This window comes from Nocardioides caricicola (assembly GCF_039541135.1).
GTDB lineage: Bacteria > Actinomycetota > Actinomycetes > Propionibacteriales > Nocardioidaceae > Nocardioides > Nocardioides caricicola.
The window spans coordinates 274,164-299,774 of the sequence record NZ_BAABFQ010000001.1; the positions used below are offsets into that span (position 1 = coordinate 274,164).

Here is a 25,611-nt window from a genome sequence, read left to right on the forward strand (position 1 = left end):
CCGGGTCCACCCGTGGTCGGACGCGGACGCCCCGCTCCCCCGCATAGGGTCGACGGGTGACCTCCTGGCGCCTCGGCCCGCGCGGCCAGCGGTGGTTCGACGCCGCACTCGCGACGTGCCTGCTGCTGCCGGCGCTCGCCACCCCGCTGGTCGACGCCGGGTGGATCGGGCTGACGGTGTCGCTGGTCCAGCTGGTCCCGCTCTACTGGCGCCGCCACCACCCGAGCCTGGTCTTCGCGCTCGTCGCGCTCGGCAGCGTCGCGCAGGCGGTGCTCGTCGACACGCCGCTGTGGAGCCAGGTCGCGTTCCCCGTCGCGGTCTACTCCGTCGCCCGCTACGCCTCGACGGCCGCCGGCCTCACCGCGCTCGGCGTCGGCCTCGCCGGCGCGCTGGTCGCCGCCGTCCGATGGGTCCGCGGCTTCGGCGGCACCGTCGAGGCCGACCCGGTCCTCGCCTACACCGTCACGATCTCCACGATCGTCGTCACCGCCTGGGCCCTGGGCACCCTGGCGCGCACCCGCCGGGCGTACGTCGACGCGCTGGTCGAGCGCAGCGAGCGGATCGAGCGCGAGGCCGCCCAGCAGGTCGCCCTCGCGGCGTCCGACGAGCGCGCCCGGATCGCCCGCGAGATGCACGACGTCGTCGCGCACGGGCTCTCGACGATCGTCGTGCAGGCCGACGGCGCGCGGTACGCCGCCCGCCAGGACCCGGCCGTCGCCGCGACCGTTCTCGAGACCATCGCCGCGACCGGCCGCGAGTCGCTCGTCGAGATGCGCCGGATGCTCGGGCTGCTCCGCTCCGGCGACACCGTCGGGCTCCGGCCGCAGCCGGGGCTGGCCGACCTCGCCGGCCTGGTGGTGGGCGACGACATCGACGCGCGGCTGCCCGAGCCCACGACGACGGTGCCGGACGGCGTCGCGCTGACGGCGTACCGCGTCGTCCAGGAGTCGCTCACGAACGTACGCCGGCACGCCGGTCCCGACGTGAAGGTCCGCGTCGACGTGGCCGTCGCCGACGAGGTCACCGTCCTCGTCGAGGACGACGGCCGCGGTGCCGCCGCGCAGGACGACGGCCGCGGTCTCGGCCTGACCGGCATGCGCGAGCGGGTCGCCGTGCACGGCGGCACGTTCGAGGCCGGACCCCGCCCGGGCGGCGGCTGGCGGGTCGCTGCGAGGCTTCCCCTATGACGATCCGCGTGTTCCTCGTCGACGACCAGCAGATGGTCCGCGGCGGCTTCCGGATGCTCGTGGACAGCCAGCCGGACATGTCGGTCGTCGGGGAGGCCGGCGACGGTGCCGAGGCGCTCGAGCGGCTCGCGGTCACCCGGGCCGACGTGGTGCTCATGGACGTCCGGATGCCGCGGATGGACGGCGTCGAGACCACCCGGCAGCTCGCGGGCAGGGAGGACGCCCCGCGGGTGGTCGTGCTGACGACGTTCGACCTCGACGAGTACGCGTTCGCCGCGCTCAAGGCCGGCGCCGCGGCGTTCCTCCTCAAGGACGCGCCGCCCGAGGACCTGCTCACCGCGATCCGCACCGTGCACGGCGGCGACGCGGTCGTCGCCCCGAGCACCACCCGCCGGCTCCTCGACCAGTTCGCCGCCGTGCTGCCCGACCCGCAGCCGACCGCCCCGGACAGCCGTCTCGGCGGGCTCACCGAGCGCGAGCGCGAGGTGCTGGTGCACATCGGCCGCGGCCGCACCAACACCGAGATCGCGGCCGACCTCGTGGTCGCGGAGGCGACCGTCAAGACCCACGTCGGCCGGCTGCTCGCCAAGACCGGCTCCCGCGACCGGGTCCAGCTGGTCGTCCTGGCGTACGAGACCGGGCTGGTGCGTACGACCTGAGTCGTACGCCGGGTCCGGTCCGCGGGCTGACGATCCGAGCGGCGCGCCCAGGGATCGTCGTCGTCATGACGAACTCCCCTCTCGCCGCGAGCACCCGCGGCCTCACCCGGGTCTACGGCCAGGGCGACACCGCCGTCCACGCCCTGCGCGGCATCGACCTCGACCTGCCCGCCGGCCGGTTCACCGCGATCATGGGCCGCTCCGGCTCGGGCAAGTCGACGCTGATGCACTGCCTCGCCGGCCTCGACTCCCCCACCGCCGGCAGCGTCAGCGTCGCCGGCCGTGCCCTGGAGTCGATGGACGACAACGCGCTGACGATCTTCCGCCGCGAGCACCTCGGCTTCGTCTTCCAGTCCTTCAACCTGCTGCCGATGCTCACCGCCGGCCAGAACATCCTGCTCCCGCTCGAGCTCGCAGGGCGCCGCGTCGACGCCGCGGCTCGTGCGCGCTACGACCTGGTCGTCGGCGTCCTGGGCATCGGCGACCGGCTCGGGCACCGCCCCGGCGAGCTGTCCGGTGGCCAGCAGCAGCGCGTGGCGATCGCTCGTGCGCTGGTGAGCGAGCCGGACATCGTGTTCGCCGACGAGCCGACCGGCAACCTCGACAGCGAGGCCGCGGCCGAGGTCCTCGGCTTCCTGCGCCGGTCCGTGCGCGAGCTCGGCTCGACCGTCGTCATGGTGACCCACGAGGACAGCGCGGCGGCGTACGCCGACGACGTCGTCGTGATCGCGGACGGACTGGTGGCGTGAGGACCGTCCTGCGCGCGTCGTTGCGCACGCACACCCGCCGCTACGTATCGGCCGCCCTCGCGGTCGTCATCGGGGTCACGTTCATCGTGGTGACCAGCCTCCTCTCGTCGGCCGCCCGCGCCGGCCTGGTCGCCGGGGTCGAGCAGCAGTACCGCGGCGCCGACGTCGTCATCACCGAGGTCGACGCCCGCGACGCTGCTCGCATCGTGGCGGACGCCACCGACACCGGCGACGCGGCCGCCGTGATCGGCTGGACGCCACAGCAGGTCCGCGTCGACGGTCGGCTGTTCGACCCGCGCGCCGGCGTCGGCGGCATCGCGGAAGACCCCGGCCTGCGCTGGCAGGAGCTGCGCGAGGGCCGCTTCCCCGAGCAGCCCGGCGAGGTGGTCGCCGACCGGAACGCGGTCAAGGGCAAGGACGTGCACGTCGGTGACACCGTCGAGGTGGGGACCCTCGAGGGCACCGTCGTCGGGCTCGTCGACACCCCGTCGGCGAGCGCCGGCGCCGACTTCTACCTCCTCTGGGACGACCTCCGCGCGGTCGACGAGGACCTGTGGGTCGACTCCGTCGCGTACGCCGGACCCGGCTCCGCGTCCCTGGACCTGCCCCGCGGGGCGACGGTCCAGCCCCGCGACGAGTTCGTCGAGGAGCTCCAGGCCGAGCTCACCAACGAGGTGAACGTCCTCGCGATCCTGCTGCTCGTCTTCGCCTCGATCGCGCTGTTCGTCTCGGCCCTGGTCATCGCCAACACCTTCTCGATCCTGTTCGCCCAGCGCGCCCGGGACTTCGCGCTGCTGCGCTGCGTCGGAGCGACCCGCCGCCAGGTGCTGCGCTCGGTCCGGGTCGAGGCGCTCGCCCTCGGCGCCGCCGCCTCCCTGCTCGGCCTCGCCTTCGGTACCGCGCTCGGCTACCTCCTCGTCGCGCTCGCCACCTCGGCGCTGCCCAGCGGCAGCATGGGCGTCCCCACCCCGTCGCCGCGGTGGTACGCCGGCGCGTTCGTCACCGGCCTCCTCGTCACGCTCGTCGCGGCCTGGCTGCCCACCCGCCGGGTGGTCCGGGTCGGCCCGCTGGCCGCACTGCGGCCCGACGACTCGACGAGCGTGCACACCGGCGCCGGCCGTCTCCGCGTCCTCGCCGGCCTGGCGACGGTCCTGCTGGGCGCGGTCCTGCTCGCGCTGTCGATCCAGGGGAACAGCCCCGGGCTGATGGTGCTCGGCGGGGCCGCCGCGTTCACCGGGGTGCTGCTGCTCGGGCCGGTCATCGTCCCGGCGCTGATCCGGGTCGCGGGCGGCCTCGGCGGCCGCGTCGCCGGCGCCCCGGCCCGGCTCGCGGCGGAGAACGCGGTGCGCAACCCCCGGCGTACGGCGGCCACGACGGCGTCGCTGCTCGTCGGCGTGACCCTCACGACCGCCGTCCTCGTCGCGCTGGCCAGCTCCCGCAGCGCCGTCGATCGGGACCTGGACCGGGACCACCCGATCGACGTGGCGCTGACCGCGACCGACGAGCCGCTCCCGTCCGACCTGCTCGACCGGGTCCGGGCGGTCCCAGGTGTCGGCACGGCCGTCGCGCTCGACGGCGTCTCGGCCCGGGTCGAGGGTGCCGGCGAGCTCCCGGCCGTGACGCCCGGCGAGGTCGGCGCGGTCGTGCACGGCTCCCCCGCCATCGCGACGCCCGGCCCGCGCGAGATCTGGCTGCCGTCCGACGACGTCTCGCGGTCGCGCGTCACGGTGCAGGTGGGCGAGCGCAGCGTGGAGCTGCGGGTGAGCTCCGGCGAGAGCTGGGGTGACGCCGCGATCGTCGCGCCGGAGACCCTGGCCGCGCTCACCGACGCCACCCAGCCCTGGGCGGTGTGGGTGCGTGCCGACGACGCCGACCCCGAGGACCTGGCCGGTGACCTGGACGCGCTCGCGCAGCCGGCCGGAGCGAACCTGACCAACGGGCTCCGCGAGCGCTCCTGGGTCACGCTCCAGCTCGACATCCTCACCGGCACGGTCGTCGCCCTGCTCGGCATCGCGGTCGTGATCGCGCTGATCGGCATCGGCAACACCCTCGGGCTGTCGGTGCTCGAGCGGCGCCGCGAGCACGCGCTGCTGCGCGCCCTGGGGCTGACCCGGCGCCAGCTGCGCGCGACCCTCGCGGCCGAGGCGGTGCTGCTCTCGGTCGTCGCGACGGTCCTCGGCTCCGTGATCGGCGTGACGTTCGCGTGGGTCAGCCTGCAGGCGCTCGTGGAGGCGGCCGTCGACCAGGCACCGCTGGTGCTGCCGTGGGGCCAGCTGGTGCTCGTCGTGCTGGTGGCGGGCGTGGCGGGTCTGCTCTCGTCGCTGCTGCCCGCCCGCCGGGCCGCACGGACGACCCCGGCGACGGGTCTCAGTCTCGACTGACCGCCTGGTCCCACCGCCCGTCGGCCCGGGCCGCCTCGACCGCGGCCCGGCCGGCGGGCTGCATCCGGCCCTCGGCCTCGAGCCTGGCTACCCGCGCGACGTTGGACGCCGACCACGGGCTGCGCTTCCCGCGCGGCGTCATCGTGATGAACGTCGTCTGCTCGTCGCGCCGCCGGGCCTGGCTGTCGATCCACCCGAAGCAGACCGCCTCGAGCACGGCGTCCTCGTAGGTCAGCGAGGTGACCGTGCCGCCCTTGCGGGTCAGCGCCAGCCAGACTCCGGGCGACGTGTCGTGGTGGGCCAGCAGCCAGTCGTGCCAACCGGTGACGTCCTCGAAGAACAGCTCCTCGCGCTCGACGGCCATGTCACCACAGCGGGACGTACGGTCCCAGCACCTTCCGGATCTCGTTGACCGCCAGCGCCGCGAACAGCACGGCGCACAGCAGCAGCAGCCCGTTGGAGACCCAGCCGTTGCGCCACTCGTCCGGCACGGCGGAGTGCGGCAGCGCGCCCGCCCGGCGCTTGTTCAGCAGCACGAGGAGGGTGACCGCGAGGAACGGCATGAACAGCGCCCCGAGCGTCCCGTAGGCCAGGATCAGCCCGACCGGCTCGTCGAGCAGGAGCAGCAGCATCGGCGGGAAGGTCAGCCACAGCATGTACGCGCGGAAGTACCGGCCGCCGGTGCGGGTGTCGGGGTGGCCGGACGGCAGGTCCCGGAGGTTGCCGACGAAGTCCGCGAACATCAGGCTCACCCCGCTCCACACCCCGATCAGCGACGAGAACGACGCCGCGAAGAAGCCGACCAGGAACAGCTTGCCGAACACCTCGCCGTACCGGTCGTCGAGGACGTCCGAGAGCTGCACGAGCGCCTGGTCGCCGGTCTCGGCGGCGATGCCGGCGGAGTAGTAGAGCTCGGCGCCGATGATGAGCATCGCGACCACGAAGACGCCGGTGACCGTGTAGGCGACCGCGTTGTCGATCCGCATCACCTTCATGAACCTCGGCGTGGACCAGCCCTTCTCCCGCAGCCAGTAGCCGTACGCCGCGAGCGTGATCGTGCCACCGACGCCGCCCGCGATCGCGAGCACGTTGATGATCGAGTCGTCGGGGAAGATCGGCCGCAGCCCGAGCACGATCTCGCCGAGGTTCGGCGTGGCCCGGATAGCCGCCAGCGAGACCGCGACGAACATGACCCCGACGAGCGCCGCCATCAGCTTCTCGAACCCGGCGTACGTGCCGAACCACACCAGCAGCAGGCCGACGACGCCGATCACCATCGCGGTCCAGCGCAGCGAGAGGTCGGGGAACAGCGCCACGAGCGGGAGCGCGGACGACGACATCGCGGTCGCGCCGTACACGAGTCCCCACACGACGATGTACGGCGCGAAGTACCACGTCGTCCAGACGCCGAGGCTGCGCCAGCCCTCGAAGATGGTCCGCCCGGTCGCGAGCGAGTACCGCCCGGCGCCCTCCACCAGCACGACCTTGATGACCGCGCCCAGCACGGCGACCCACAGCAGCGTGTAGCCGAACTTCGCGCCGGCCACGAGCGTCGCGACCAGGTCGGCGGCGCCGACACCGGTGGCCGCGACCACCAGCCCCGGCCCGACCACCTTCCACTTCGGCGGACGCTCGGACAGCACGGCGGTGTCGTCACTCATGGACGTTCACACCACCACATCTGGTGCCGTCAGTCCACGAACGCGCAGAACTCGTTGCCTTCGGGATCCGCGAGCACCGTCCACGAGATCTCGTTGTCGGGCTCGCGCAGGACGGTGGCGCCGTGCTCGACGAGCAGGCGCACGTCGGAGACGTCGACGTCCCAGTGGATCCGGTTCTTCACCGTCTTGGGCTCGGCCACCGGCTCGAACACGAGGTACTCGAACGGCGCACCCGGGATGGCCTCCACCGCCTCGCCGTCGCCCTCCGCCTCCAGCCGTCCCCCGAGGACCTCCGCCCACCACGCGGCCTGCGCGCGCGTGTCGTGCGCGTCGACCACGATCTCGTAGATCCGTCGCTCGGGGACCTCGTCGCGGACGAACACGCACAGCTCGCCGCCCTCCGGGTCCCGCACGACCGTCCAGCGGAACCGGTCGTCGGCCACCGTCGCGCCGCGGGCGAGGACCTCGTCGACGCTGGCCGCGTGCACGTCCAGGTGCACCCGCTGCTTGACGGTGACCGGCTCCGGGACGGGAGCCAGCCAGACCGTCGACTGCGGCGTCGGCCCGGTCAGCCTCACCAGGCCGTCCTCGTGCTGGTGCAGCTCGAGGCCGAGGGTGTCGGCCCAGAACCGCCCGAGACGCGCGTTGTCGCACGCGTCGATGCTCAGGTCCTTCCACGAAGCGATCACCCACGCATCATGCAACAACCCGGTTGACCTCAATCAGACTTGAGGTTCTACCGTCCTCGCGTGACCCTGACCGCACCCGTCGAACCCCGCCCGCGCCTGCTCTCCCCGTCGTACGCCGCGACGACCATCGGGATGTTCGCGCTGGTGGCGTTCTCGGCGTTCGAGGCGACCGCGGTCACCACGGTGATGCCGACAGTCGCCGACGAGCTCGGCGGGGTCGGCCTCTACGCCCTGTCCTTCGCGGCCCCGCTCGCCAGCGGCGTGGTCGGCATGGTCGCGGCGGGCACCCACAGCGACAGCCGGGGGCCGGTCCGGCCGCTGCTGGTCGCGCTGGTGCTCTTCGCGCTCGGCCTGGTCGTCTGCGGCACCGCGCCGTCCATGGAGGTGCTGGTCGCCGGCCGCGTGCTCCAGGGACTCGGCGGCGGCGCCCTCACGGTCTGCCTGTACGTCGTCGTCGGCCTGGTGTTCCCGGCCGTGCTCCAGCCGGCGGTGTTCGCGAGCTTCGCGGCGGCGTGGGTGCTGCCCTCGCTCTTCGGGCCGGCGCTGGCGGCGTACGTCGCCCACGCCGTCGGCTGGCGCTGGGTGTTCCTCGGCGTCGTCGCGCTGGTGGGCGCGGCGACGTTCCTGATCGCACCGGCGCTGCGCGGGCTCGAGCCGCGCTCGAGCGAGCAGCCCGCACCGCGCGGCCGGCTCGCCTGGGCGCTCGTCGCCGCCGTCGCCGTGCTCGCGCTCGAGCTGCTCGGGTCCCGCGACGACGCGGCCGTGGCGCTGGCGGCCGTCGCCGCCGTGCTCGTGGTCGTGGCGCTGCAACGCCTCGTGCCCGCCGGCAGCTTGGTCGGCCGTCCGGGCCTGCCGTCCGTCGTCGCGACCCGCGGCCTGTTGAGCGCGTCGTTCTTCTGCGCCGAGGCCTACATCGTCTTCGTGCTCCAGGAGCGGTGGGACCTCACGCCCGGGACCGCCGGGCTGGCGCTCACAGCGGTCGGGCTGAGCTGGGCGGGCGCCAGCCAGCTGCAGGCCCGGCTCGGCGAGCGGGTCTCGCACACCGCCGCGATGACCGTCGGCAGCCTGCTCGTCGCCGCCGGCACCTGCGTGCTCGGCCTCGCGGTCTGGGCCGACGTCCACCCGCTGCTGGCGGCCGGCTCCTACGTGCTGGCCGGCGCCGGCATGGGCTTCGGCTACCCGCGGACCGGGGTCGCGATGCTGGCGGAGTCGTCCGACGCCGACCGCGGCTTCAACTCCTCGGCACTCTCGATCGCCGACTCGCTCGGCGGCGCGATCGCGCTCTCGGCCTCCGGGGTGGTGTTCGCCGCGACGACGCGCGCCGGCGGCGATGCGTTCCTCGCGGTGTTCGTGCTCGCGCTGTCGCTCGGCGTGCTGTCGGTGCTCACCGCCCGGCGGACCGCGCCGCGCTGAGCTTGTCCGGGGCGAGCACGATGTCGATGCGGGTGATCAGCTCGCCGTCGACGGTGAACGAGACGACCGAGTGCAGGCGGCCGTCGACGAGCATCGCGACGCCCGTGCGCCCGTTGACGTCGACGATCTCGACCTGACCCTCCTTCCGGGCGACGCCGGCGAAGAAGCGGGACACCCGGTCCGGCCCGACCACCGGGCGCCGGGCGGCGTTGACCACGCCCCCGCCGTCGCTGGTGAGCACGACCGACGGGTCGAGCAGCTGCACCAGGCCGGCGAGGTCGCCGCCGGCCGCGGCACCGAGGAACGCCCCGACCACGCGGTCGTGGGTGCTCGCGTCGACCGCGACCCGCGGCGTGCCCGCGGCCACGTGCTCACGGGCCCGGCGCGCGAGCTGGCGCACGGCTTCCGGCGTACGCCCGACCGCCGCGGCGACGTCCGCGAACGGCATCTCGAAGATGTCGTGCAGCACCCAGGCGGTCCGCTCGGCCGGCGTCAGCCGCTCGAGCGCGACCAGCAGCGCGTAGCGCACCGAGTCGTCCAGGCTGACCCGGTCCTCGAGGTCGGCCACCACCGGCTCGGGCAGCCACGGCCCGACATAGGTCTCGCGGCGGGAGCGGGCCGAGCGGAGGACGTCGAGCGCGGCGCGCGCGACCGTCACGGTCGCCCAGGCCGCCACGTCGCGGACCGGCTCGCGCTCGTCGGCGGCGACCAGCCGCAGCCAGCAGTCGGCCACGACGTCCTCGGCCTCCGCGTGGCTGCCGAGGATGGCGTACGCCACCCGGACCAGCCGCGGCCGCTCCTCGTCGTACGCCGCCGCGAGCGCGTCGCTCACCGCGCCGCCAGCCAGGCGTCGAACGTGATCGTGCCGCGCGGGCCGTCCCCGGCCGGGCACAGCGCGCCGGAGCGCATCGCCCGGCCCGCAGCGCCCGGCACCCGCACCGGTACGACGTGGCGCCCGCGCGCGACCCGGCGGGCGAGGTCGACCATGTCGTGCCGCTCCGGTCCGGCGAGGTCGGCCACGCGGCCGGACGGCCCGGCCTCGGCGAGGTCGACGAGCGCCTCGGCGACCTCGCGCGCGGCGACCGGCTGGCTCAGCATCCGCGGCACCAGCGAGAACGGGCCGACCTTGACGAACTGCAGCGCCTGCTCGGCGAACTCGTGGAACTGCGTCGCCCGCAGCACCGACCACGGCACGGTGCCCTCGGCGAGGGTCCGCTCCTGCAGCCGCTTGCCGGCGTAGTAGCCGGTGTCGACGTCGTCGATGCCGACGATCGAGAGCGCGACGACGTGGGGCGGCGCGGCGGCCTGCAGCTGCCGGGTGACGCCGCCGAAGAACTCCTCGGCCGCCTCCCGCTTCTGGGTGGCGACGCTGGTGACGTCGACCACCGCGTCGACGCCCGCGAGCCGCTCGGCGAGCCCGGACCCGGTGGTCAGGTCGACCCCCTCGGCCCGGGCGAGGACGACGACGTCGTGCCCGCGCTCACGGGCGACGTCCACGACGTGACGGCCGACGACACCGGTGCCGCCGGCCACGGCGATCTTCATGGGTTCAGGACTGTTCACACCGAGATGACGAGACAGCCGTTCCCGGATGTGACATCGGGTCAGACGAGCTCGGGCTCGGTCTTCTCGCGGACCTCGTCCTCGGTGACGCCGGGGGCGAGCTCGACGAGCCTCAGACCGTCGGGCGTCACGTCGATCACGCACAGGTCGGTGATGATCCGCTGGACGACGCCCTTGCCGGTGTACGGCAGGGAGCACTCGTTCACGATCTTGTAGGTGCCGTCCTTGGCGACGTGCTCCATCAGCACGATCACCCGCTTGGCGCCGTGGACCAGGTCCATCGCGCCGCCCATGCCCTTGACCATCTTCCCGGGGATCATCCAGTTCGCGATGTCACCGGCCTTCGAGACCTGCATCGCGCCGAGGATCGCGGCGTCGATCTTGCCGCCGCGGATCATCCCGAACGACGTCGCCGAGTCGAAGAACGAGGCGCCGCGCCGCAGCGTGACGGTCTCCTTGCCGGCGTTGATCAGGTCCGGGTCCTCGTCGCCGTCGAACGGGTACGCCCCGACGCCGAGGATGCCGTTCTCCGACTGCAGCACCAGCTCCACGTCGTCGCCGACGTAGTTCGGCACCAGCGTCGGCAGCCCGATGCCGAGGTTGACGTAGGAGCCGTCCGACAGCTCCGAGGCCGCGCGGGCGGCCATCTCCTCACGAGTCCACCCCATCAGGCGCGCTCCCTCACCGTTCGCTTCTCGATCCGCTTGTCTGCAGCCTGCTCCGGGGTCAGCGCGACGACGCGCTGCACGAACACTCCCGGCGTGTGGATCTCGTTGGGGTCCAGCTCGCCCGGCTCGACGAGCTCCTCGACCTCCGCGATCGTGACCCGGCCGCACATCGCGGCGAGCGGGTTGAAGTTCCGCGCGGAGTCCCGGTAGACGAGGTTGCCGTGCCGGTCGCCCTTCCAGGCCCGCACCAGCCCGAAGTCCGCGACGATCGCGCGCTCGAGGACGTACTCCCGGCCGTCGAACTCCTGCGTCTGCTTGGCAGGCGAGGCGACCACGACGTTCCCCGCGTCGTCGTACTTCCACGGCAGGCCGCCCTCGGCCACCTGGGTGCCGACGCCCGTGGCGGTGAAGAACGCCGGGATGCCCGACCCGCCGGCGCGCATCCGCTCCGCGAGCGTGCCCTGCGGCGTCAGCTCGACCTCGAGCTCGCCGGAGAGGTACTGGCGGGCGAACTCCTTGTTCTCGCCGACGTACGACGAGATCATCCGCCGGATCCGCTTCTCGGCGAGCAGGCGGCCCAGCCCCCAGTCGTCGACGCCGCAGTTGTTCGACACCGCCTCGAGGTCCGTCGTACCGGCCGTGAGCAGCGCGTCGATCAGCACCGACGGGATGCCGCACAGCCCGAATCCGCCCACCGACAGCGTCGCGCCGTCCGGGATGTCCGCCACGGCTTCTGTGGCCGAGGTCACCACCTTGTCCATGCGGCCGATCCTAGGGCTCCCCACCGCTGACCTAGGCTCGGGTCCATGGCAGCCCAGCCGAGCACCCCCGACTGGTCCCGCGTGCGCCTGCACGTGGTCACCGGCAAGGGCGGCACCGGCAAGTCGACAGTCGCGGCGTCGCTCGCGCTGGCGCTCGCGGCCCAGGGCCGGCAGGTGCTGCTCTGCGAGGTCGAGGGCCGGCAGGGGATCGCCCGGATGTTCGACGTCGACCCGCTGCCCTACGAGGAGCGCCGGATCGCGACGGGGCTGCGCCTGCGCGGCCGCGCGCCGGGCGTCGTGCACGCGCTGCACATCGATCCCGAGTCCGCGCTGCTGGAGTACCTCGCGATGTACTACAAGCTCGGCCGCGCGGGCCGCGCGCTCGACCGCTTCGGGGTCATCGAGTTCGCGACGACCATCGCGCCCGGCGTCCGCGACGTGCTGCTGACCGGCAAGGTCTACGAGGCCGTGCAGCGCAACAACCGGAACAAGAACGCGATCCGGTACGACGCGGTCGTGCTCGACGCGCCGCCGACCGGCCGGATCGCGCAGTTCCTCAACGTCAACGACGAGCTCGCCGGGCTGGCCAAGGTCGGCCCGATCAAGAGCCAGGCCGACTCGGTGATGACGCTGTTCCAGTCGCCGCGCACGGCCGTCCACCTCGTGACCGTCCTGGAGGAGATGCCGGTCCAGGAGACCGCCGACGGCATCGCCGAGCTCCGGCAGGCCGGGCTGCCCGTCGGGAGCGTGATCGTGAACCAGGTCCGGCCCGGCGACATCTCGGCGCACGACCTCGCGGCCGCGCGCGCCGGGAAGCTCGACGCCGAGCAGATCGAGGCCGACCTCAAGGAGGCCGGCGTCGACATCGGCGACGGGCTGGTCGAGGGACTGCTCGCCGAGGCGCACGACCACGCGGAACGGCGCGCGCTCGAGGACAGCCAGCGCGCCGTGGTGGCCGGCCTCGGGCTGCCGACGTACGAGCTGCCCCGGCTGCCGGGCGGCGTCGACCTCGGCGGGCTCTACGAGCTCGCGGAGGACCTCGCCGAGCAGGTGATCCGGTGAAGTCGCGCACCCGCGTCGGCCCGCTGGCCGCCGCCCCCGGACCGGTGCCGCAGATGGACGTCGACGCGCTCATCGACGACCCGGGCACGGGCATCATCGTGTGCTGCGGCTCCGGCGGCGTCGGCAAGACCACGACGTCCGCGGCGCTCGCGCTGCGCGCCGCCGAGCGCGGCCGCAAGGTCGTCGTCCTCACCATCGACCCGGCCCGCCGGCTCGCGCAGTCGATGGGCATCGAGCAGCTCGACAACACGCCGCGCCCGGTCAGCGGCCTGCGCAGCAACGGCCGCGGGAACCGCAAGGGCGGCCGCCTCGACGCGATGATGCTCGACATGAAGCGCACCTTCGACGAGGTGGTCGAGAGCCAGGCCACCCCTGAGAAGGCGAAACAGATCCTGGAGAACCCCTTCTACATCGCGCTGTCGAGCTCGTTCGCGGGCACCCAGGAGTACATGGCGATGGAGAAGCTCGGCCAGATCCACGCCGAGTCGCAGCGCGACGGCACCTACGACCTGATCGTGGTCGACACCCCGCCGTCGCGCTCCGCGCTGGACTTCCTCGATGCGCCCGAGCGGCTGTCGAGCTTCCTCGACGGGCGCTTCATCCGGCTGCTGCTCACGCCCGCCAAGGGCCCGGCGAAGATGATGAGCGCGGGGTTCGGGCTGATCACCAGCGCGCTGAACAAGATCCTCGGCGCCCAGGTGCTGCGCGACATGCAGACGTTCGTGTCGGCGTTCGACACGCTCTTCGGCGGCTTCCGGCAGCGCGCGCAGCGGACGTTCCAGCTGCTCCAGGCCGACGGGACGGCGTTCCTCGTCGTCGCCGCACCGGAGCCGGACGCGCTGCGCGAGGCGGCGTACTTCGTCGAACGCCTCGGCGAGGAGCGGATGCCGCTCGCCGGGCTCATCGTCAACCGGGCCACGCCCCAGCCGCGCGGCACGCTGTCGGGCGACGAGGCGATGGCCGCGTCGGCCCGGCTGCGCAAGCGCGCGCCGGACTCACTGACCGCCGGGCTGCTCCGGCTGCACGCCGACCAGACCCGCACGGTCGAGCGCGAGGCCCTGCTGCGCGCCCGGTTCGCCGCCGCGCACCCGCAGGTGCCGACGGCGGTGGTGCCCGCGCTGGCCGGCGACGTCCACGACCTCGCCGGCCTGCGCCAGGTCGGTCAGCTGCTGGCGGGTGCCTAGACCGAGATCTTGGCGGTGAGCGGGCTGCCCTGCTCCCGCGCCGCCTCGAGCACCGAGCGCCACGAGGCGTTCGGCCGGCGGCGGAGCAGCGCGCGTCGCTCACGCTCGGTCATGCCGCCCCAGACCCCCCACTCGATCTGGTTGTCGAGTGCCTCTGCGAGGCACTCGGTGCGCACGGGGCAACCCGCGCACAGCTGCTTGGCCTTGTTCTGTTCCGCACCACGCACGAAGAGCTGGTCCGGCTGCGCCTGGCGGCATGCTGCCGCGGGCGCCCAATCCTCAACCCACATCTTGATGTCCCCACATCAGTCCGAGACGTGCAGACATCCCCACGATGACTGCCCGGGAAGACTTCCCCTCCACCAGTAAGGTAAAGATCGTCTGAGAATTCGGACAGACCCAGCCGGATGAGATACGCATAGTCCGAACTAACTAGTCATGTCGGGCCATGTTTAGGTACGGGCTACGCCGCACCCGTACTCTTGAGGCCATGTCCGTGCCGCGTGACGAACGCCTCTCGGGAGCCCGCGTGGCGTCCCACCTGCTCGTGATGGTGGCGGTCGCCGCCGTGATGGGCGTCATCGCCGCCGGCCTCGCCATCCCCTTCGCGGGCGTGCTCGGCGTCGGTGCCCGGCAGGTGGCCCAGGCGATGGACAACCTGCCGGCGGAGCTGCAGACCGACCCGCTGCCGCAGAAGACCAAGCTGCTGGACGCGGACGGCAACACGATCGCCACGATCTACGACGAGAACCGCGTCAACGTCTCGCTGCCGCAGGTGTCGCGGATCATGGTGAAGTCGATCGTCGCGATTGAGGACTACCGCTACTACGAGCACGGCGCGCTCGACCTCAAGGGCACGCTGCGCGCGCTGATCACCAACCAGGCGAACTCCGGGGTGGTCCAGGGCGGCTCGTCGATCACCCAGCAGATGGTCAAGATGACGCTGCTGACCCAGGCCAACACCCGCGCCGAGCGCCGGGCCGCCACCGATGACACCTACGCCCGCAAGCTCCGCGAGCTGCGCTACGCGATCGCGTTCGAGCAGAAGTACTCCAAGGACTGGATCCTCGAGCGGTACCTCAACATCGCCTACTTCGGCGACGGCACGTACGGCGTCCAGTCGGCCGCACGTCACTACTTCGACGTCAACGCCAAGGACCTGAACCTGCGCCAGTCGGCGATGCTCGCGGGGCTGGTGAAGAACCCCACCGGCTACGACCCGACGAACTCCCCCGACAAGGCGCTCGCCCGGCGCAACATCGTGCTCGACCGGATGGCCGAGCTGAACGTGATCAGCCGCGAGAAGGCCGAGAAGACCAAGGAGATGGGCCTCGGCCTGGACGTGAAGGCCGCCAAGAACGGCTGCCTCTACTCCAGGGCGCCGTTCTTCTGCGACTACGCCGTCGCCTGGCTGCTCCAGAACCCCGCGCTCGGCGAGACGGTCGAGGAGCGCAAGAAGATGCTGCGGACCGGCGGCCTCACCATCCGCACCACCCTCGACCTCGACGACCAGACCGCGGCCGACAACGCGGTCGCCGCCAACGTCTACAAGCAGGACCAGGCTGTCGGGGCGATCGCGATGGTCGAGCCCGGCACCGGCGCGGTCAAGGCGCTCGCGCAGTCCCGCCCGATGGGCCGCAGCGAGGACGCCGGGCAGACGTTCCTCAACTACACCGTGCCGACCAAGTACGGCGGCTCCGCGGGCTTCCAGGCCGGCTCGACGTTCAAGCCGTTCGTGCTGGCGGCCGCGGTCAACCGCAACATCCCGCTGACGACGACGCTGAACCCGCCCGCGGAGATGACGATCCCGCAGGACGAGTTCGAGAACTGCCCCGGCCAGCCGCCCTTCGCCGGCGAGTGGAACGTCTCGACGTCGACCACCTACGGCCCTATGGACGTCTACCGCGGCACCCAGACCTCCTCCAACACCTTCTACGCCATGCTCGAGCGGGAGACCGGCGTCTGCGAGCCGTTCAACATCGCCAAGGCGCTCGGGGTCGAGCTCACCAACCCGAACGGCGACGACCAGGGCAACGGCGCGGAGCGGGTCGTGACGTTCACCCTCGGGGTCGCCAACGCCAGCCCGCTGGAGATGGCCGAGGCGTACGCCACGTTCGGTGCGCGCGGACTGCACTGCGACTCGCAGCCGGTCACCGACATCGCCGACGCCGACGGCAACGAGCTGAAGCACTTCCTGCCGAGCTGCAAGCAGGCGCTGCCGCAGGCCACGGCCGACGCGGTCAACGACGTGCTCCGCGGCGTCCAGGAGCCGGGCGGCTACGGCTACGACATCGGCAACACCGGCCTGGTCGTGCCGTCCGCGGCCAAGACCGGCACGACCCAGGACGGCAAGTCCGTCTGGTACGTCGGCTACACCCCCCAGATCTCGACCGCGGCGATGATCGCCGGCGCGACCAAGGAGGGCCAGCGGCCGATGGAGCTCGCCGGTCAGACCATCGGTGGCGAGTACATCTACGAGGTCTCCGGCTCCGGCTTCGCCGGCCCCATGTGGGCCCAGGCGATGCAGGCCATCGACGACCGCCTCGACAACGAGGACTTCGTCGCGCCCGACCAGAGCGCGATCGAGGGCGAGCCGACCCTGGTCCCCTCCGTCTCGGGCATGAGCGTCTCCGAGGCCGAGTCGGCACTCGAGGACGCCGGCTTCAACCCGATTCAGGGTGGCGCGGTCGCCTCCGGCAACCCCGCCGGCACCGTGGCCTACACCTCGCCCTCGAGCGGCAGCTACGTGCCGAAGGGCTCCCTGATCACCGTGTACACCTCCACCGGCGTCGCGCCGCCGCCCCCGGACAAGCCGGACAAGCCCGGCAACGGCGGCGGCAACGGGGGTGGCCCGGGCAACGGCAACGGCAACGGCAACGGCAACGGCAACGGTCCGGGCGGCGGGCGCTAGCTAGCCCAGCTGGCGGCGTACCTCCGCGGCGACCGCGCCGCCGTCGGCGCGTCCCTTCACCTGGGGCGTCACGACGCCCATGACCTTGCCCATCGCCTTCATGCCCTCGCCGGCGGCGCCGACCTGGGCGATGGCGGCGGTGACGAGGTCGGCGATCTCCTCCTCGCTGAGCTGGGCCGGCAGGTAGTCGGCGATGACCGCGGCCTCCGCGGTCTCCTTCGCGGCCATCTCGGCGCGGCCGCCCTCGCTGAACGCGGTCGCGGCCTCGCGGCGCTTCTTGGCCTCGGTGGACAGCACGCCGACGATGTCGTCGTCGGAGAGCTCGCGGGCCTGCTTGCCGGCGACCTCCGCGTTGGTGATGGCGGTCAGCACCATCCGCAGCGTCGAGGAGCGCACCTCGTCGCGCGCCTTCATGGCGGTGGTGAGGTCGGCGCGCAGACGGTCCTTGAGGGCACTCATGCGGGCCATTGTGGCAGCCTTGCCGCGTGAACCCGCTATCGATTCTCCGGCGCCTGACGCTCGCCGGAGCGCTGGCCGGAGCCGGGGTCACGGCGTACGCGATGACGGAGGCGCGCGCATACACGCTGCGCCGGGTGACGGTGCCCGTCCTGCCGCCCGGGAGCCCGGCGCTGCGGGTGCTGCACCTCAGCGACGTGCACATGACACCCGGCCAGACCCGCAAGCAGGCCTGGCTCCGCGACCTGGCCGCACTGGAGCCGGACCTGGTGGTCGACACCGGCGACAACCTCGCCCACCGCGACGCCGTGCCCGTGGTGCTGGACTCGCTCGGGGCCCTGCTCGACGTCCCCGGGGTGTTCGTGCTCGGCTCCAACGACTACTTCGAGCCGACCCTGCGCAACCCGTTCAAGTACCTGCTCCCCGACGACGGCAAGCGGCACACCGACGTGCCCGAGCTGCCGTGGCGCGAGCTGCGCGACGCGCTGACCGGCGCCGGCTGGGCCGACCTCACCAACGCCAAGGCCGAGCTCGCGGTCCGCGGTCTGCGGCTCGCGTTCGCCGGCGTGGACGACCCCCACCTCGGCTACGACCGCCTCGACGAGGTGGCGGGCCCGGCGGATCCCGGTGCGGACCTGCGCCTGGGGGTCGCGCACGCGCCGTACCTGCGCGTCCTGGACCGGTTCGCCGCGGACGGGTACGACGCGATCCTGGCCGGCCACACGCACGGCGGCCAGGTGTGCGTCCCGGGCTTCGGCGCCCTGACCACCAACTGCGACCTGGAGCCGGAACGGGCGAAGGGGCTGCACCGCCACCAGTCCTCCTGGCTGCACGTCTCGGCCGGGCTGGGCACCAGCCCGTACGCCCGGATCCGGGTCGCGTGCCGACCGGAGGCGACCCTGCTGACCCTGGTCGGTACCGAAACCTGAGCCGATTTCGGGGCGCCCGAGGTGCTCGGGTATGGTTTCCCCCGGTCCGCTTCGGTGGGCCGTTCGGGCTGTGGCGCAGCTTGGTAGCGCGCTTCGTTCGGGACGAAGAGGCCGCAGGTTCAAATCCTGTCAGCCCGACCATCTGAGGGTCCGGATCCGCACCGCGGGTCCGGGCCCTTGTTGGTTTCTGGGGAGCGCACCGGTGGAATGCTGCCGCCATGGTCGATGAGGACGACACGGGGCGGTCCGGCCCGTCCCTGGAGCTGCCGAAGCTCCGGCGCCGGCGTCCCGCGGCTGCGGCCCCCGCACCGGAGCCGACGCCGGAGCCAGCTCCCGCGCCGTCACCCGCGCCGTCACCCGCACTGGCGCCGACCCAGGTGGAGATCGAACCGCGGCGCCGCCGTCCGGTCCGGGTCCCCCGCCCCGGCGGGATGCTCGCTGTCGTCGTCACGGGCCTCGTGGTGGGCCTCGGGATCGTCGGGCTCACCTGGGCCTCGCTGCGCGGCTGCGAGGCCGTCCAGGGCACGTCCTCGTGCGGCGGCGTGGGCTATCCGCTCCTCGCGGTGATCCTCGTGGTGATGGTCGTCGTCGGCGCGCTGCTGCTGCGCCTGGCCCAGGTGCCCGAGCCGGGCAGCACCAGCTTCCTCGCCGTCGGCCTCACCGCGGTGCTGGCCCTGATGTTCCTCGTCGACTCGCTGCTCGACGACGCAATGATCGTCGTGCTGCCGCTGCTCTGCGCAGGGGCCTTCGCCGCCGCGCACTGGGTGACGCGGACGTTCGTCGAGCCGCCGACCGACTAGCGGCGGGCGATCAGCTCCGCGATCTGCACGGTGTTGAGCGCGGCACCCTTGCGTAGGTTGTCGTTGGAGATGAACAGCGCCAGGCCGCGGTCGCCCTCGACGCCCTCGTCCTTGCGGATCCGGCCGACGTACGACGGGTCCTGGCCGGCCGCCTGGAGCGGGTTCGGGATGTCGGTCAGCTCGACGCCGGGCGCGCCGGCCAGCAGCTCCTGCGCTCGCTCGGGCGTCAACGGCCGCTCGAACTCGGCGTTGACCGCGAGGGAGTGTCCCGTGAAGACCGGGACCCGCACGCAGATGCCGGAGACCGGCAGGTCGGGGATGCCGAGGATCTTGCGCGACTCGTTGCGCAGCTTCTGCTCCTCGTCGGTCTCGTTGAGGCCGTCGTCGACGATGCTCCCGGCCAGCGGCAGCACGTTGTAGGCGATGGTGCGCTGGTAGACGCCCGGCTCCGGGAACGCGACCGCCGAGCCGTCGTAGGCCAGCTCGTCGGCCTTGTCGCCCGCCGCGGCGATGCCGGAGGTCAGCTCGGCGACGCCGGCGACGCCCGAGCCCGAGACCGCCTGGTACGTCGACGCGATCAGCCGGACCAGGCCGGCCTCGTCGTGCAGCGGCTTGAGGACCGGCATCGCGGCCATCGTGGTGCAGTTCGGGTTCGCGATGATGCCCCGGCCCGCCTCGATCACCTCGGCCGCAGCCTCGGGGTTGACCTCGGAGACGACCAGCGGGATCGCGGGGTCCTTGCGGAACGCGCTCGAGTTGTCGACGACGATCACGCCCGCGTCGACGAACTTCGGGACCAGCGCCCGCGAGGTGGTCGCGCCCGCGGAGAACAGCGCGACGTCGAGGCCCGTCGGGTCCGCGGTCTCGGCGTCCTCGACGACGATGTCGCGGCCGGCGAACGGGAGCACCTTGCCCGCGGAACGGGCGGAGGCGAAGAAGCGGATCTCCTCGATCGGGAAGCTCCGCTCCTCGAGGATCTGGCGCATCGCGACGCCGACCTGGCCGGTCGCGCCGACGATGCCGATGCGCATCGGCTTCAGAGCACTCATCGCCCGGTCCCGCCGTACACGACCGCCTCGACCTCGTCGGCGTCCAGGTCGAACGCGGTGTGCGTCGTGCGCACGGCCTCGGCGACCCGGCTCTCGTCGATGATCACCGAGATGCGGATCTCGGAGGTGGAGATCATCTCGATGTTGACGCCCGCCGTGGCGAGCGCGGAGAAGAACTTGGCGGTGACGCCCGGGTGGCTGCGCATCCCGGCACCGATCAGCGAGACCTTGCCGACCTGGTCGTTGTAGAGGAGCTGGTCGTAGCCGACCTCGTCCTGGATCTTCGCGAGCCTGCCCATGGCGGCCTGGCCGTCGGTGCGCGGCAGCGTGAACGAGATGTCGGTCAGCCCGGTGGCGGCCGCCGAGACGTTCTGGACGACCATGTCGATGTTGACCTCGGCATCGGCGAGCGCCTCGAAGATGCGGGCGGCCATGCCCAGCTTGTCGGGCACGCCGACCACGGTGATCTTGGCCTCGCTGGTGTCGTGCGCGACGCCGGCGATGATCGCCTGCTCCATCTGTTCGTCTCCTGCCTTGCTGTCCGGGATCACCCAGGTGCCCTCCTTCTGGGAGAAGGACGAGCGCACGTGGATCGGGATGTCGTAGCGGCGGGCGTACTCGACGCACCGCAGGTGGAGGATCTTCGAGCCGGCGGCGGCCATCTCGAGCATCTCCTCGGCGCCGACGCGAGCGAGCTTGCGCGCCGCCGGCACGATCCGCGGGTCGGCGGTGAAGACGCCGTCCACGTCGGTGTAGATCTCGCAGACGTCGGCACCCAGGGCCGCGGCCAGGGCGACCGCGGTCGTGTCGGTGCCGCCGCGCCCGAGGGTGGTGATCTCCTTGGTGTCCTGCGAGACGCCCTGGAAGCCCGCGACGATGACGATGTGGCCCTCCGCCAGCGCCGACTCGATCCGGCCCGGCGTGACGTCGATGATCTTCGCCTTGCCGTGGACGGAGTCGGTGATCACGCCGGCCTGGGAACCCGTGAAGGAGCGCGCGCTGAAGCCGAGGTCGGAGATCGCCATCGCGACCAACGCCATCGAGATCCGCTCGCCGGCGGTCAGCAGCATGTCGAGCTCGCGAGCCGGAGGCGCCGGGCTGACCGCCTGCGCCTTGTCGATCAGGTCGTCGGTCGTGTCACCCATCGCCGAGACCGCGACGACGACGTCGTGGCCGGACTTCTTGGCGTCGACGATCCGCCGCGCGACGCGCTTGATCGCGTCGGGGTTGGCGACCGAAGATCCGCCGTACTTCTGGACGACAATGCCCACTGTCTCGATCCCTCGTAGCTCGACTTCTCCGAGGGCCGAGTCTACCGAGGCGTGCTGCCGTCGCCCTCGAGCATCTCATCGGCGGCCGCGAGCTGCTCGTCCTCGTCGACGATCTCGGCGTCGAGCCGGTCGTGGGTCACGATCGAGACCAGCGCGTTGAGCGTGGCTCCGGCGAGGTTGCCCCACGACGAGACGTAGGAGAACTGCCACCACCACAGCGCCTCGGCGACGTTGCCGAGCCGGTAGTGGCGCAGGCCGTTCTCGAGGTCGGTCGCGATGCTGGTCAGGTCGTCGGACAGCTGGCCGGTGACCAGCTCGGGGACGTAGGGGTCGAAGACGTAGCTGTAGGTGTCGACGGCGTCGAGCATCTCGGCCAGCCGCAGCCGCATCTCGTCGAGGTCCGCCTCGGGGCCGACGTCGGGCTGGTACTCGCCCGTCGGGGTGAAGTCGCGCTGCGCGCCGAGCCGGGCGCCGGCGAGCAGCACCTGGCTGATCTCGAGCAGCAGCGGCGAGATGGCGCGCCCGCCGTCGCCCTCGCTGGCCACCGCCCTCAGCGCGATCAGGAAGCTCTCGACCTGGTCGGCGATCTGCTGCGCGAACTCCTCGGTCTCGGCATCGAGCACCGGTCGGGTGGTCCCCATGGACTCAGTCATCTGCTGATCGCCTTCCTGCGAATGCGCGGCCCAGGGTCACCTCGTCGGCGTACTCCAGGTCACCGCCTACGGGGAGTCCACTCGCCAAACGCGTCACGCGCAAGCCGATGGGCCGCAACATCCGCGTGAGGTACGTCGCGGTGGCCTCGCCCTCGAGGTTCGGGTCGGTCGCGAGGATCACCTCGGTGATCGCTCCGTCGGAGAGCCGGACCATCAGCTCGCGGATGCGCAGCTGGTCGGGGCCGATGCCGTCGATCGGCGAGATCGCGCCGCCGAGCACGTGGTAGCGGCCGCGGAACTCGCGGGTCCGCTCGATCGCCACGACGTCCTTGTACTCCTCGACCACGCACAGCAGCGCAGGGTCACGGCGCGGGTCGCGGCAGATGCGGCACTGCTCGTCCTCGGACACGTTGAAGCAGATGCTGCAGAACTTCACCTTGGCCTTGACCTCGATGAGCACGTCGGCGAGGCGACGTACGTCGGTGGGGTCGGCCTGGAGCAGGTGGAACGCGATCCGCTGCGCGCTCTTGGGACCGACGCCCGGCAGCCTGCCGAGCTCGTCGATCAGGTCCTGGACGATGCCTTCGTACAAGTGCCGGCTCCGCTAGAAGCCGAGCTTGGGCATGCCGGGCATGCCTTCGGCGCCGCCCGCGAGCGGACCGAGCGCCTCGCTGGCGAGCGCGTCGGCCTGGGCCTTCGCGTCGCGGTAGGCCGCCACGATCATGTCCGCGAGGTCGGCCAGGTCGTCGGGGTCGCTGCCGTCGAAGCCACCGGCCTTGATCTCGACGCCGACCAGCTCGCCGACGCCGTTGACCTTGGCGGTCACCGCGCCACCGGCGACAGTGCCGTCGACCACGGTCTCGGCGAGCCGCTGCTGCGCGCTCTGGAGCTGCTCCTGCATCTGCTGCGCCTGCTGGAGCAGCGCGTTCATGTCGAAGCCACCGCCGCCCAGCGCGTCGAAGGGGTTCTGGGTCATCGGTCCACCTCGTTGGTCGTCATGAGTGCTTGATCTCCTCGATCATCTGCGCGCCGAGCTCCCGTTGGAGCAGCTCAGCGGTGCTGAGGCCCTGGTCGTCCGCGTCGACGTCCTCAGGGTGCGCCTCAGCGTCGGCGGCGGCCCAGTCCGGACCGCGCTCGCCCACCGGGGCGTCGGCGTCGCGGGTCTGCTGGATCGCCTCACGCGCCGCCTGCATGGCCTCGGGGCGGGGCTGCTCCGGGGCCGGCTCCGGCGCCGGCGGCGGGGTCGGCTCCGGCGCGGGGTCGGGGACCGCGGCGCGGGTCACGGTGGGCGTGCCCTCGGCCTTGGCGCCCGGGTCGACGATCGTCTCGATCCTCCAGTCGGCGCCGACCACGTCGATCGCGGCCTGGCGGACGATCTCGTCACTGCCGCCGTTCACGAACGACTCGCGCGCCCCCGCGTTGGAGAAGCCGAGGGTCAAGACGTTGCCGTCGACCGCAACCACCTGGCAGTTCTGGGTGAGGTGCATCCAGGTCACCCGGCGACGCTGCTTGGTCGCGTCGACGATGTCGGGCCACAGCCGGCGGACGTCGACCAGGCTGAGGGCGCCGCTGGGCGCAGGAGTGGGAGCGGGCGCGGGTGCGGGCGCCGCGGCGACCGGTTCCGGCGTCGGGTCGGGCTCCGGGTCGGGCTCCGGGTCGACCGGCGGAGGCGGCGGCGGTGCGGCCGCGGGCTCGGGGCGCTCGGCGGCCGGGTCGGGCGCGGCGGGCCGCGAGGGCGGCGGGGCCGGACGGTCCTGGGCGGGCGGCTGCGGGGCCGCGACGGTCGGCGTCGGCGTACCCGTGATCGTCAGGCGCTTCTCGAGCCGGTCGAGGCGGGCGAGCACGCCGTCGGTGGCGTGGTCGGCACCGGGCAGCAGGATCCGCGCGCAGAGCAGCTCGAGCAGCAGGCGGGGCGCGGTGGCGCCGCGCATCTCGGTCAGGCCGGTGGCGGCGATGTCGGCGGCCCGGCTCAGCTCGGCGGCGCCGAACCGCGCGGCCTGCGCGACCAGCCGCTCACCCTGGTCCTCGGACACGTCGATGAGCCCGGTCGCCGGGGCGTCCGGGACGGCGGCCACGATCACCAGGTCGCGCAGCCGGCGCAGCAGGTCCTCGGTGAAGCGGCGGGGGTCCTGGCCGGTCTCGACGACCTTGTCGACCACCCCGAACACCGCCGCGCCGTCGCCGGCGGCGAACGCGTCGACGACCTCGTCGAGCAGCGTGTCGGGGGTGTAGCCGAGCAGCCCGGTCGCGAGCTCGTGGGTGACGCCGTTGGGCCCCGCCCCGCCGAGCAGCTGGTCGAGCACCGAGAGAGTGTCGCGAGCCGAGCCGGCGCCGGCGCGGACCACCAGCGGGAGCGCCGCCTGGTCGATCGTGACGCCCTCGCGCTGGCAGAGGTCGGCGAGGTACGACGACAGCAGCCGCGGCGGGATCAGCCGGAACGGGTAGTGGTGGGTCCGCGAGCGGATCGTCGGGATCACCTTGTCGGGCTCGGTGGTCGCGAAGATGAAGCGCAGGTGCGGCGGCGGCTCCTCGACGAGCTTGAGCAGCGCGTTGAAGCCCTGCGGGCTCACCATGTGCGCCTCGTCGATGATGTAGACCTTGTACTTGCTCTTCACCGGCGCGAAGAACGCCTTCTCGCGCAGGTCGCGGGCGTCGTCCACGCCACCGTGCGACGCGGCGTCGATCTCGATCACGTCGATGGAGCCCGGCCCGCCCCGCGCCAGGTCGCGGCAGCTCTCGCACTCACCGCACGGGTCCGCAATCGGTGCCCGCTCGCAGTTGAGCGCCCGCGCCAGGATCCGCGCGCTCGTGGTCTTGCCGCAGCCGCGCGGGCCGGAGAAGAGGTAGGCGTGGTTCACCCGGTTGTTGGCCAGCGCGGCCCGCAGCGGCTCCGTGACGTGGTCCTGACCGATCACCTCGGCGAACGTCTCGGGCCGGTAGCGGCGGTACAGCGCGAGGGGTGACTCCACGCATGAACCCTAACCACAGCCCCCGACAGTGGGTAGCGGGCGGGGCGCGGGGGTCGGTACGCCGCTTCAACGCCGGGCCCGGACATGCAAAGGCCCCCCGCGCACCCGACAGAGCTCGCTTGCCCTTGCTGCCTTCCGGCCCTGGGGGAGTTGGGCGAGGTGCCGCCACACGGGGGGTTGGCCCGAAGTCTAGGTGAGGGCCCGGAGCAGACCAAGACGAGGGGTCCCGGTGCGCGTGAGGCCGATTTCACGGCGCCGTACGCCGACCGGTAACCTCCTCCGCGGAGGTATCGCCTAGTGGCCTATGGCGCTCGCTTGGAAAGCGGGTTGGGTTAATAGCCCTCGGGGGTTCGAATCCCCCTACCTCCGCCACACGGAACGGCGTCGCAGTCAGCTGCGGCGCCGTTCGTGGTTTCACGGGCGCTCGCTTGGAAAGCGGGTTGGGTCTCTAGCACTCCCTCGATCTCGGGGGGTTCGACTCCCCCTACCTCCGCCACACGGCCCGGCGTCGCAGTCAGCTGCGGCGCCGTTCGTGAGCCGTCCTGAGTTATCCGGACAGGGTGGTTGTGGTGATCATGCCGCTGGCTGGGTGGCGG

25 protein-coding genes, 2 tRNA genes and 1 other RNA gene are annotated in these 25,611 nt (G+C 72.6%); 12 read left to right on the plus strand and 16 right to left on the minus strand.

The features are described 5' to 3' along the window. Positions 1–56 precede the first annotated feature (56 nt). From ABD875_RS01470 to ABD875_RS01485, 4 genes are all read left to right on the plus strand, one after another. Positions 57–1,187, plus strand: coding sequence for a sensor histidine kinase (locus ABD875_RS01470; protein WP_345170690.1), 1,131 nt, complete (start codon positions 57–59; stop codon positions 1,185–1,187). Beyond that, positions 1,184–1,846: a response regulator gene (locus ABD875_RS01475; protein ID WP_345170691.1), complete on the plus strand. Its 663-nt coding sequence runs from the start codon at positions 1,184–1,186 to the stop codon at positions 1,844–1,846. The genes ABD875_RS01470 and ABD875_RS01475 overlap by 4 nt, the downstream gene beginning before the upstream one ends. A 65-nt stretch (positions 1,847–1,911) precedes the next feature. After that, complete coding sequence (locus ABD875_RS01480; RefSeq protein WP_345170692.1) at positions 1,912–2,595, plus strand: ABC transporter ATP-binding protein; 684 nt, start codon at positions 1,912–1,914, stop codon at positions 2,593–2,595. Beyond that, positions 2,592–4,976 (plus strand): ABC transporter permease, encoded by a 2,385-nt coding sequence (locus tag ABD875_RS01485; protein ID WP_345170693.1) that lies wholly within the window; start codon positions 2,592–2,594, stop codon positions 4,974–4,976. The genes ABD875_RS01480 and ABD875_RS01485 overlap by 4 nt, the downstream gene beginning before the upstream one ends. Here the strand turns inward: ABD875_RS01485 and ABD875_RS01490 are convergent. From ABD875_RS01490 to ABD875_RS01500, 3 genes are read right to left on the minus strand one after another with little or no spacing between them, the layout of a single operon-like run. Beyond that, positions 4,963–5,340 carry a YdeI/OmpD-associated family protein gene (locus ABD875_RS01490; RefSeq protein WP_345170694.1) on the minus strand — a complete coding sequence of 126 codons (378 nt, stop codon included), beginning with the start codon at positions 5,338–5,340 and terminating at the stop codon, positions 4,963–4,965. The two genes, ABD875_RS01485 and ABD875_RS01490, sit on opposite strands and share 14 nt — an antisense overlap. 1 nt (position 5,341) lies before the next feature. After that, entirely contained in the window at positions 5,342–6,637 is a 1,296-nt protein-coding gene (locus ABD875_RS01495; protein ID WP_345170695.1) for an Nramp family divalent metal transporter, read from the minus strand. A 29-nt stretch (positions 6,638–6,666) separates the two neighbouring features. Further along, positions 6,667–7,326: a VOC family protein gene (locus ABD875_RS01500; RefSeq protein WP_345170696.1), complete on the minus strand. Its 660-nt coding sequence runs from the start codon at positions 7,324–7,326 to the stop codon at positions 6,667–6,669. Positions 7,327–7,386: 60 nt separating this feature from the next. Between ABD875_RS01500 and ABD875_RS01505 the strand changes: the two genes are divergently transcribed. After that, entirely contained in the window at positions 7,387–8,739 is a 1,353-nt protein-coding gene (locus ABD875_RS01505) for an MFS transporter (protein WP_345170697.1), read from the plus strand. Here the strand turns inward: ABD875_RS01505 and sigJ are convergent. Genes sigJ through ABD875_RS01525 form a run of 4 tightly spaced genes read right to left on the minus strand, consistent with a single transcriptional unit; the run spans position 8,711 to position 11,731 of the window. Beyond that, positions 8,711–9,571: an RNA polymerase sigma factor SigJ gene (gene sigJ, locus ABD875_RS01510; protein WP_345170698.1), complete on the minus strand. Its 861-nt coding sequence runs from the start codon at positions 9,569–9,571 to the stop codon at positions 8,711–8,713. The two genes, ABD875_RS01505 and sigJ, sit on opposite strands and share 29 nt — an antisense overlap. Continuing rightward, positions 9,568–10,284 carry an SDR family oxidoreductase gene (locus tag ABD875_RS01515; RefSeq protein ID WP_345170699.1) on the minus strand — a complete coding sequence of 239 codons (717 nt, stop codon included), beginning with the start codon at positions 10,282–10,284 and terminating at the stop codon, positions 9,568–9,570. The genes sigJ and ABD875_RS01515 overlap by 4 nt, the downstream gene beginning before the upstream one ends. Before the next feature lie 59 nt (positions 10,285–10,343). After that, entirely contained in the window at positions 10,344–10,970 is a 627-nt protein-coding gene (locus tag ABD875_RS01520) for a CoA transferase subunit B (protein ID WP_345170700.1), read from the minus strand. Beyond that, entirely contained in the window at positions 10,970–11,731 is a 762-nt protein-coding gene (locus ABD875_RS01525; protein WP_345170701.1) for a CoA transferase subunit A, read from the minus strand. Before ABD875_RS01525 ends, ABD875_RS01520 begins: the two co-directional genes overlap by 1 nt. A 45-nt stretch (positions 11,732–11,776) precedes the next feature. On the opposite strand from ABD875_RS01525, the gene bagA reads away from it, so the two are divergent. Next, positions 11,777–12,793 carry an ATPase BagA gene (gene bagA / locus ABD875_RS01530; protein WP_345170702.1) on the plus strand — a complete coding sequence of 339 codons (1,017 nt, stop codon included), beginning with the start codon at positions 11,777–11,779 and terminating at the stop codon, positions 12,791–12,793. Between the two features lie 53 nt (positions 12,794–12,846). Beyond that, complete coding sequence (gene bagB / locus ABD875_RS01535; RefSeq protein ID WP_345170717.1) at positions 12,847–13,977, plus strand: ArsA family ATPase; 1,131 nt, start codon at positions 12,847–12,849, stop codon at positions 13,975–13,977. Here the strand turns inward: bagB and ABD875_RS01540 are convergent. Next, entirely contained in the window at positions 13,974–14,267 is a 294-nt protein-coding gene (locus tag ABD875_RS01540) for a WhiB family transcriptional regulator (RefSeq protein ID WP_345170703.1), read from the minus strand. The genes bagB and ABD875_RS01540 overlap by 4 nt on opposite strands. Positions 14,268–14,467: 200 nt before the next feature. Here ABD875_RS01540 and ABD875_RS01545 point away from each other — a divergent pair, with 200 nt between their 5' ends. Then, positions 14,468–16,888, plus strand: coding sequence for a transglycosylase domain-containing protein (locus tag ABD875_RS01545; protein WP_345170704.1), 2,421 nt, complete (start codon positions 14,468–14,470; stop codon positions 16,886–16,888). Here the strand turns inward: ABD875_RS01545 and ABD875_RS01550 are convergent, their stop codons facing one another. Further along, positions 16,889–17,347 carry a GatB/YqeY domain-containing protein gene (locus ABD875_RS01550; protein ID WP_345170705.1) on the minus strand — a complete coding sequence of 153 codons (459 nt, stop codon included), beginning with the start codon at positions 17,345–17,347 and terminating at the stop codon, positions 16,889–16,891. Positions 17,348–17,448: 101 nt separating this feature from the next. On the opposite strand from ABD875_RS01550, the gene ABD875_RS01555 reads away from it, so the two are divergent. The 3 genes from ABD875_RS01555 to ABD875_RS01565 all read left to right on the plus strand — a co-directional run bounded on the left by ABD875_RS01555 (position 17,449) and on the right by ABD875_RS01565 (position 19,073). Further along, complete coding sequence (locus tag ABD875_RS01555) at positions 17,449–18,273, plus strand: metallophosphoesterase (RefSeq protein WP_345170718.1); 825 nt, start codon at positions 17,449–17,451, stop codon at positions 18,271–18,273. Between the two features lie 64 nt (positions 18,274–18,337). Further along, positions 18,338–18,414, plus strand: a tRNA-Pro gene (locus tag ABD875_RS01560). 77 nt (positions 18,415–18,491) lie between these two features. Next, complete coding sequence (locus ABD875_RS01565) at positions 18,492–19,073, plus strand: hypothetical protein (protein ID WP_345170706.1); 582 nt, start codon at positions 18,492–18,494, stop codon at positions 19,071–19,073. Here the strand turns inward: ABD875_RS01565 and ABD875_RS01570 are convergent. The 7 genes from ABD875_RS01570 to ffs form a co-directional block, all read right to left on the minus strand. Continuing rightward, positions 19,070–20,122: an aspartate-semialdehyde dehydrogenase gene (locus ABD875_RS01570; protein WP_345170707.1), complete on the minus strand. Its 1,053-nt coding sequence runs from the start codon at positions 20,120–20,122 to the stop codon at positions 19,070–19,072. The genes ABD875_RS01565 and ABD875_RS01570 overlap by 4 nt on opposite strands. Beyond that, positions 20,119–21,393, minus strand: a complete 1,275-nt coding sequence (locus ABD875_RS01575; RefSeq protein WP_345170708.1) for an aspartate kinase — start codon at positions 21,391–21,393, stop codon at positions 20,119–20,121. Before ABD875_RS01575 ends, ABD875_RS01570 begins: the two co-directional genes overlap by 4 nt. A 41-nt stretch (positions 21,394–21,434) precedes the next feature. Next, positions 21,435–22,046, minus strand: coding sequence for a DUF5063 domain-containing protein (locus ABD875_RS01580; protein ID WP_345170709.1), 612 nt, complete (start codon positions 22,044–22,046; stop codon positions 21,435–21,437). Continuing rightward, positions 22,039–22,638 carry a recombination mediator RecR gene (gene recR, locus ABD875_RS01585; protein ID WP_243061234.1) on the minus strand — a complete coding sequence of 200 codons (600 nt, stop codon included), beginning with the start codon at positions 22,636–22,638 and terminating at the stop codon, positions 22,039–22,041. Before recR ends, ABD875_RS01580 begins: the two co-directional genes overlap by 8 nt. Before the next feature lie 12 nt (positions 22,639–22,650). Continuing rightward, positions 22,651–23,022, minus strand: coding sequence for a YbaB/EbfC family nucleoid-associated protein (locus ABD875_RS01590; protein WP_345170710.1), 372 nt, complete (start codon positions 23,020–23,022; stop codon positions 22,651–22,653). A gap of 19 nt (positions 23,023–23,041) precedes the next feature. Next, on the minus strand, positions 23,042–25,015 hold the full coding sequence (locus ABD875_RS01595; protein WP_345170711.1) for a DNA polymerase III subunit gamma and tau: 1,974 nt from the start codon (positions 25,013–25,015) through the stop codon (positions 23,042–23,044). Between the two features lie 88 nt (positions 25,016–25,103). Beyond that, positions 25,104–25,194, minus strand: an RNA gene (gene ffs / locus ABD875_RS01600) — signal recognition particle sRNA small type. 104 nt (positions 25,195–25,298) lie between these two features. On the opposite strand from ffs, the gene ABD875_RS01605 reads away from it, so the two are divergent. After that, positions 25,299–25,387, plus strand: a tRNA-Ser gene (locus ABD875_RS01605). Positions 25,388–25,611 lie beyond the last annotated feature (224 nt).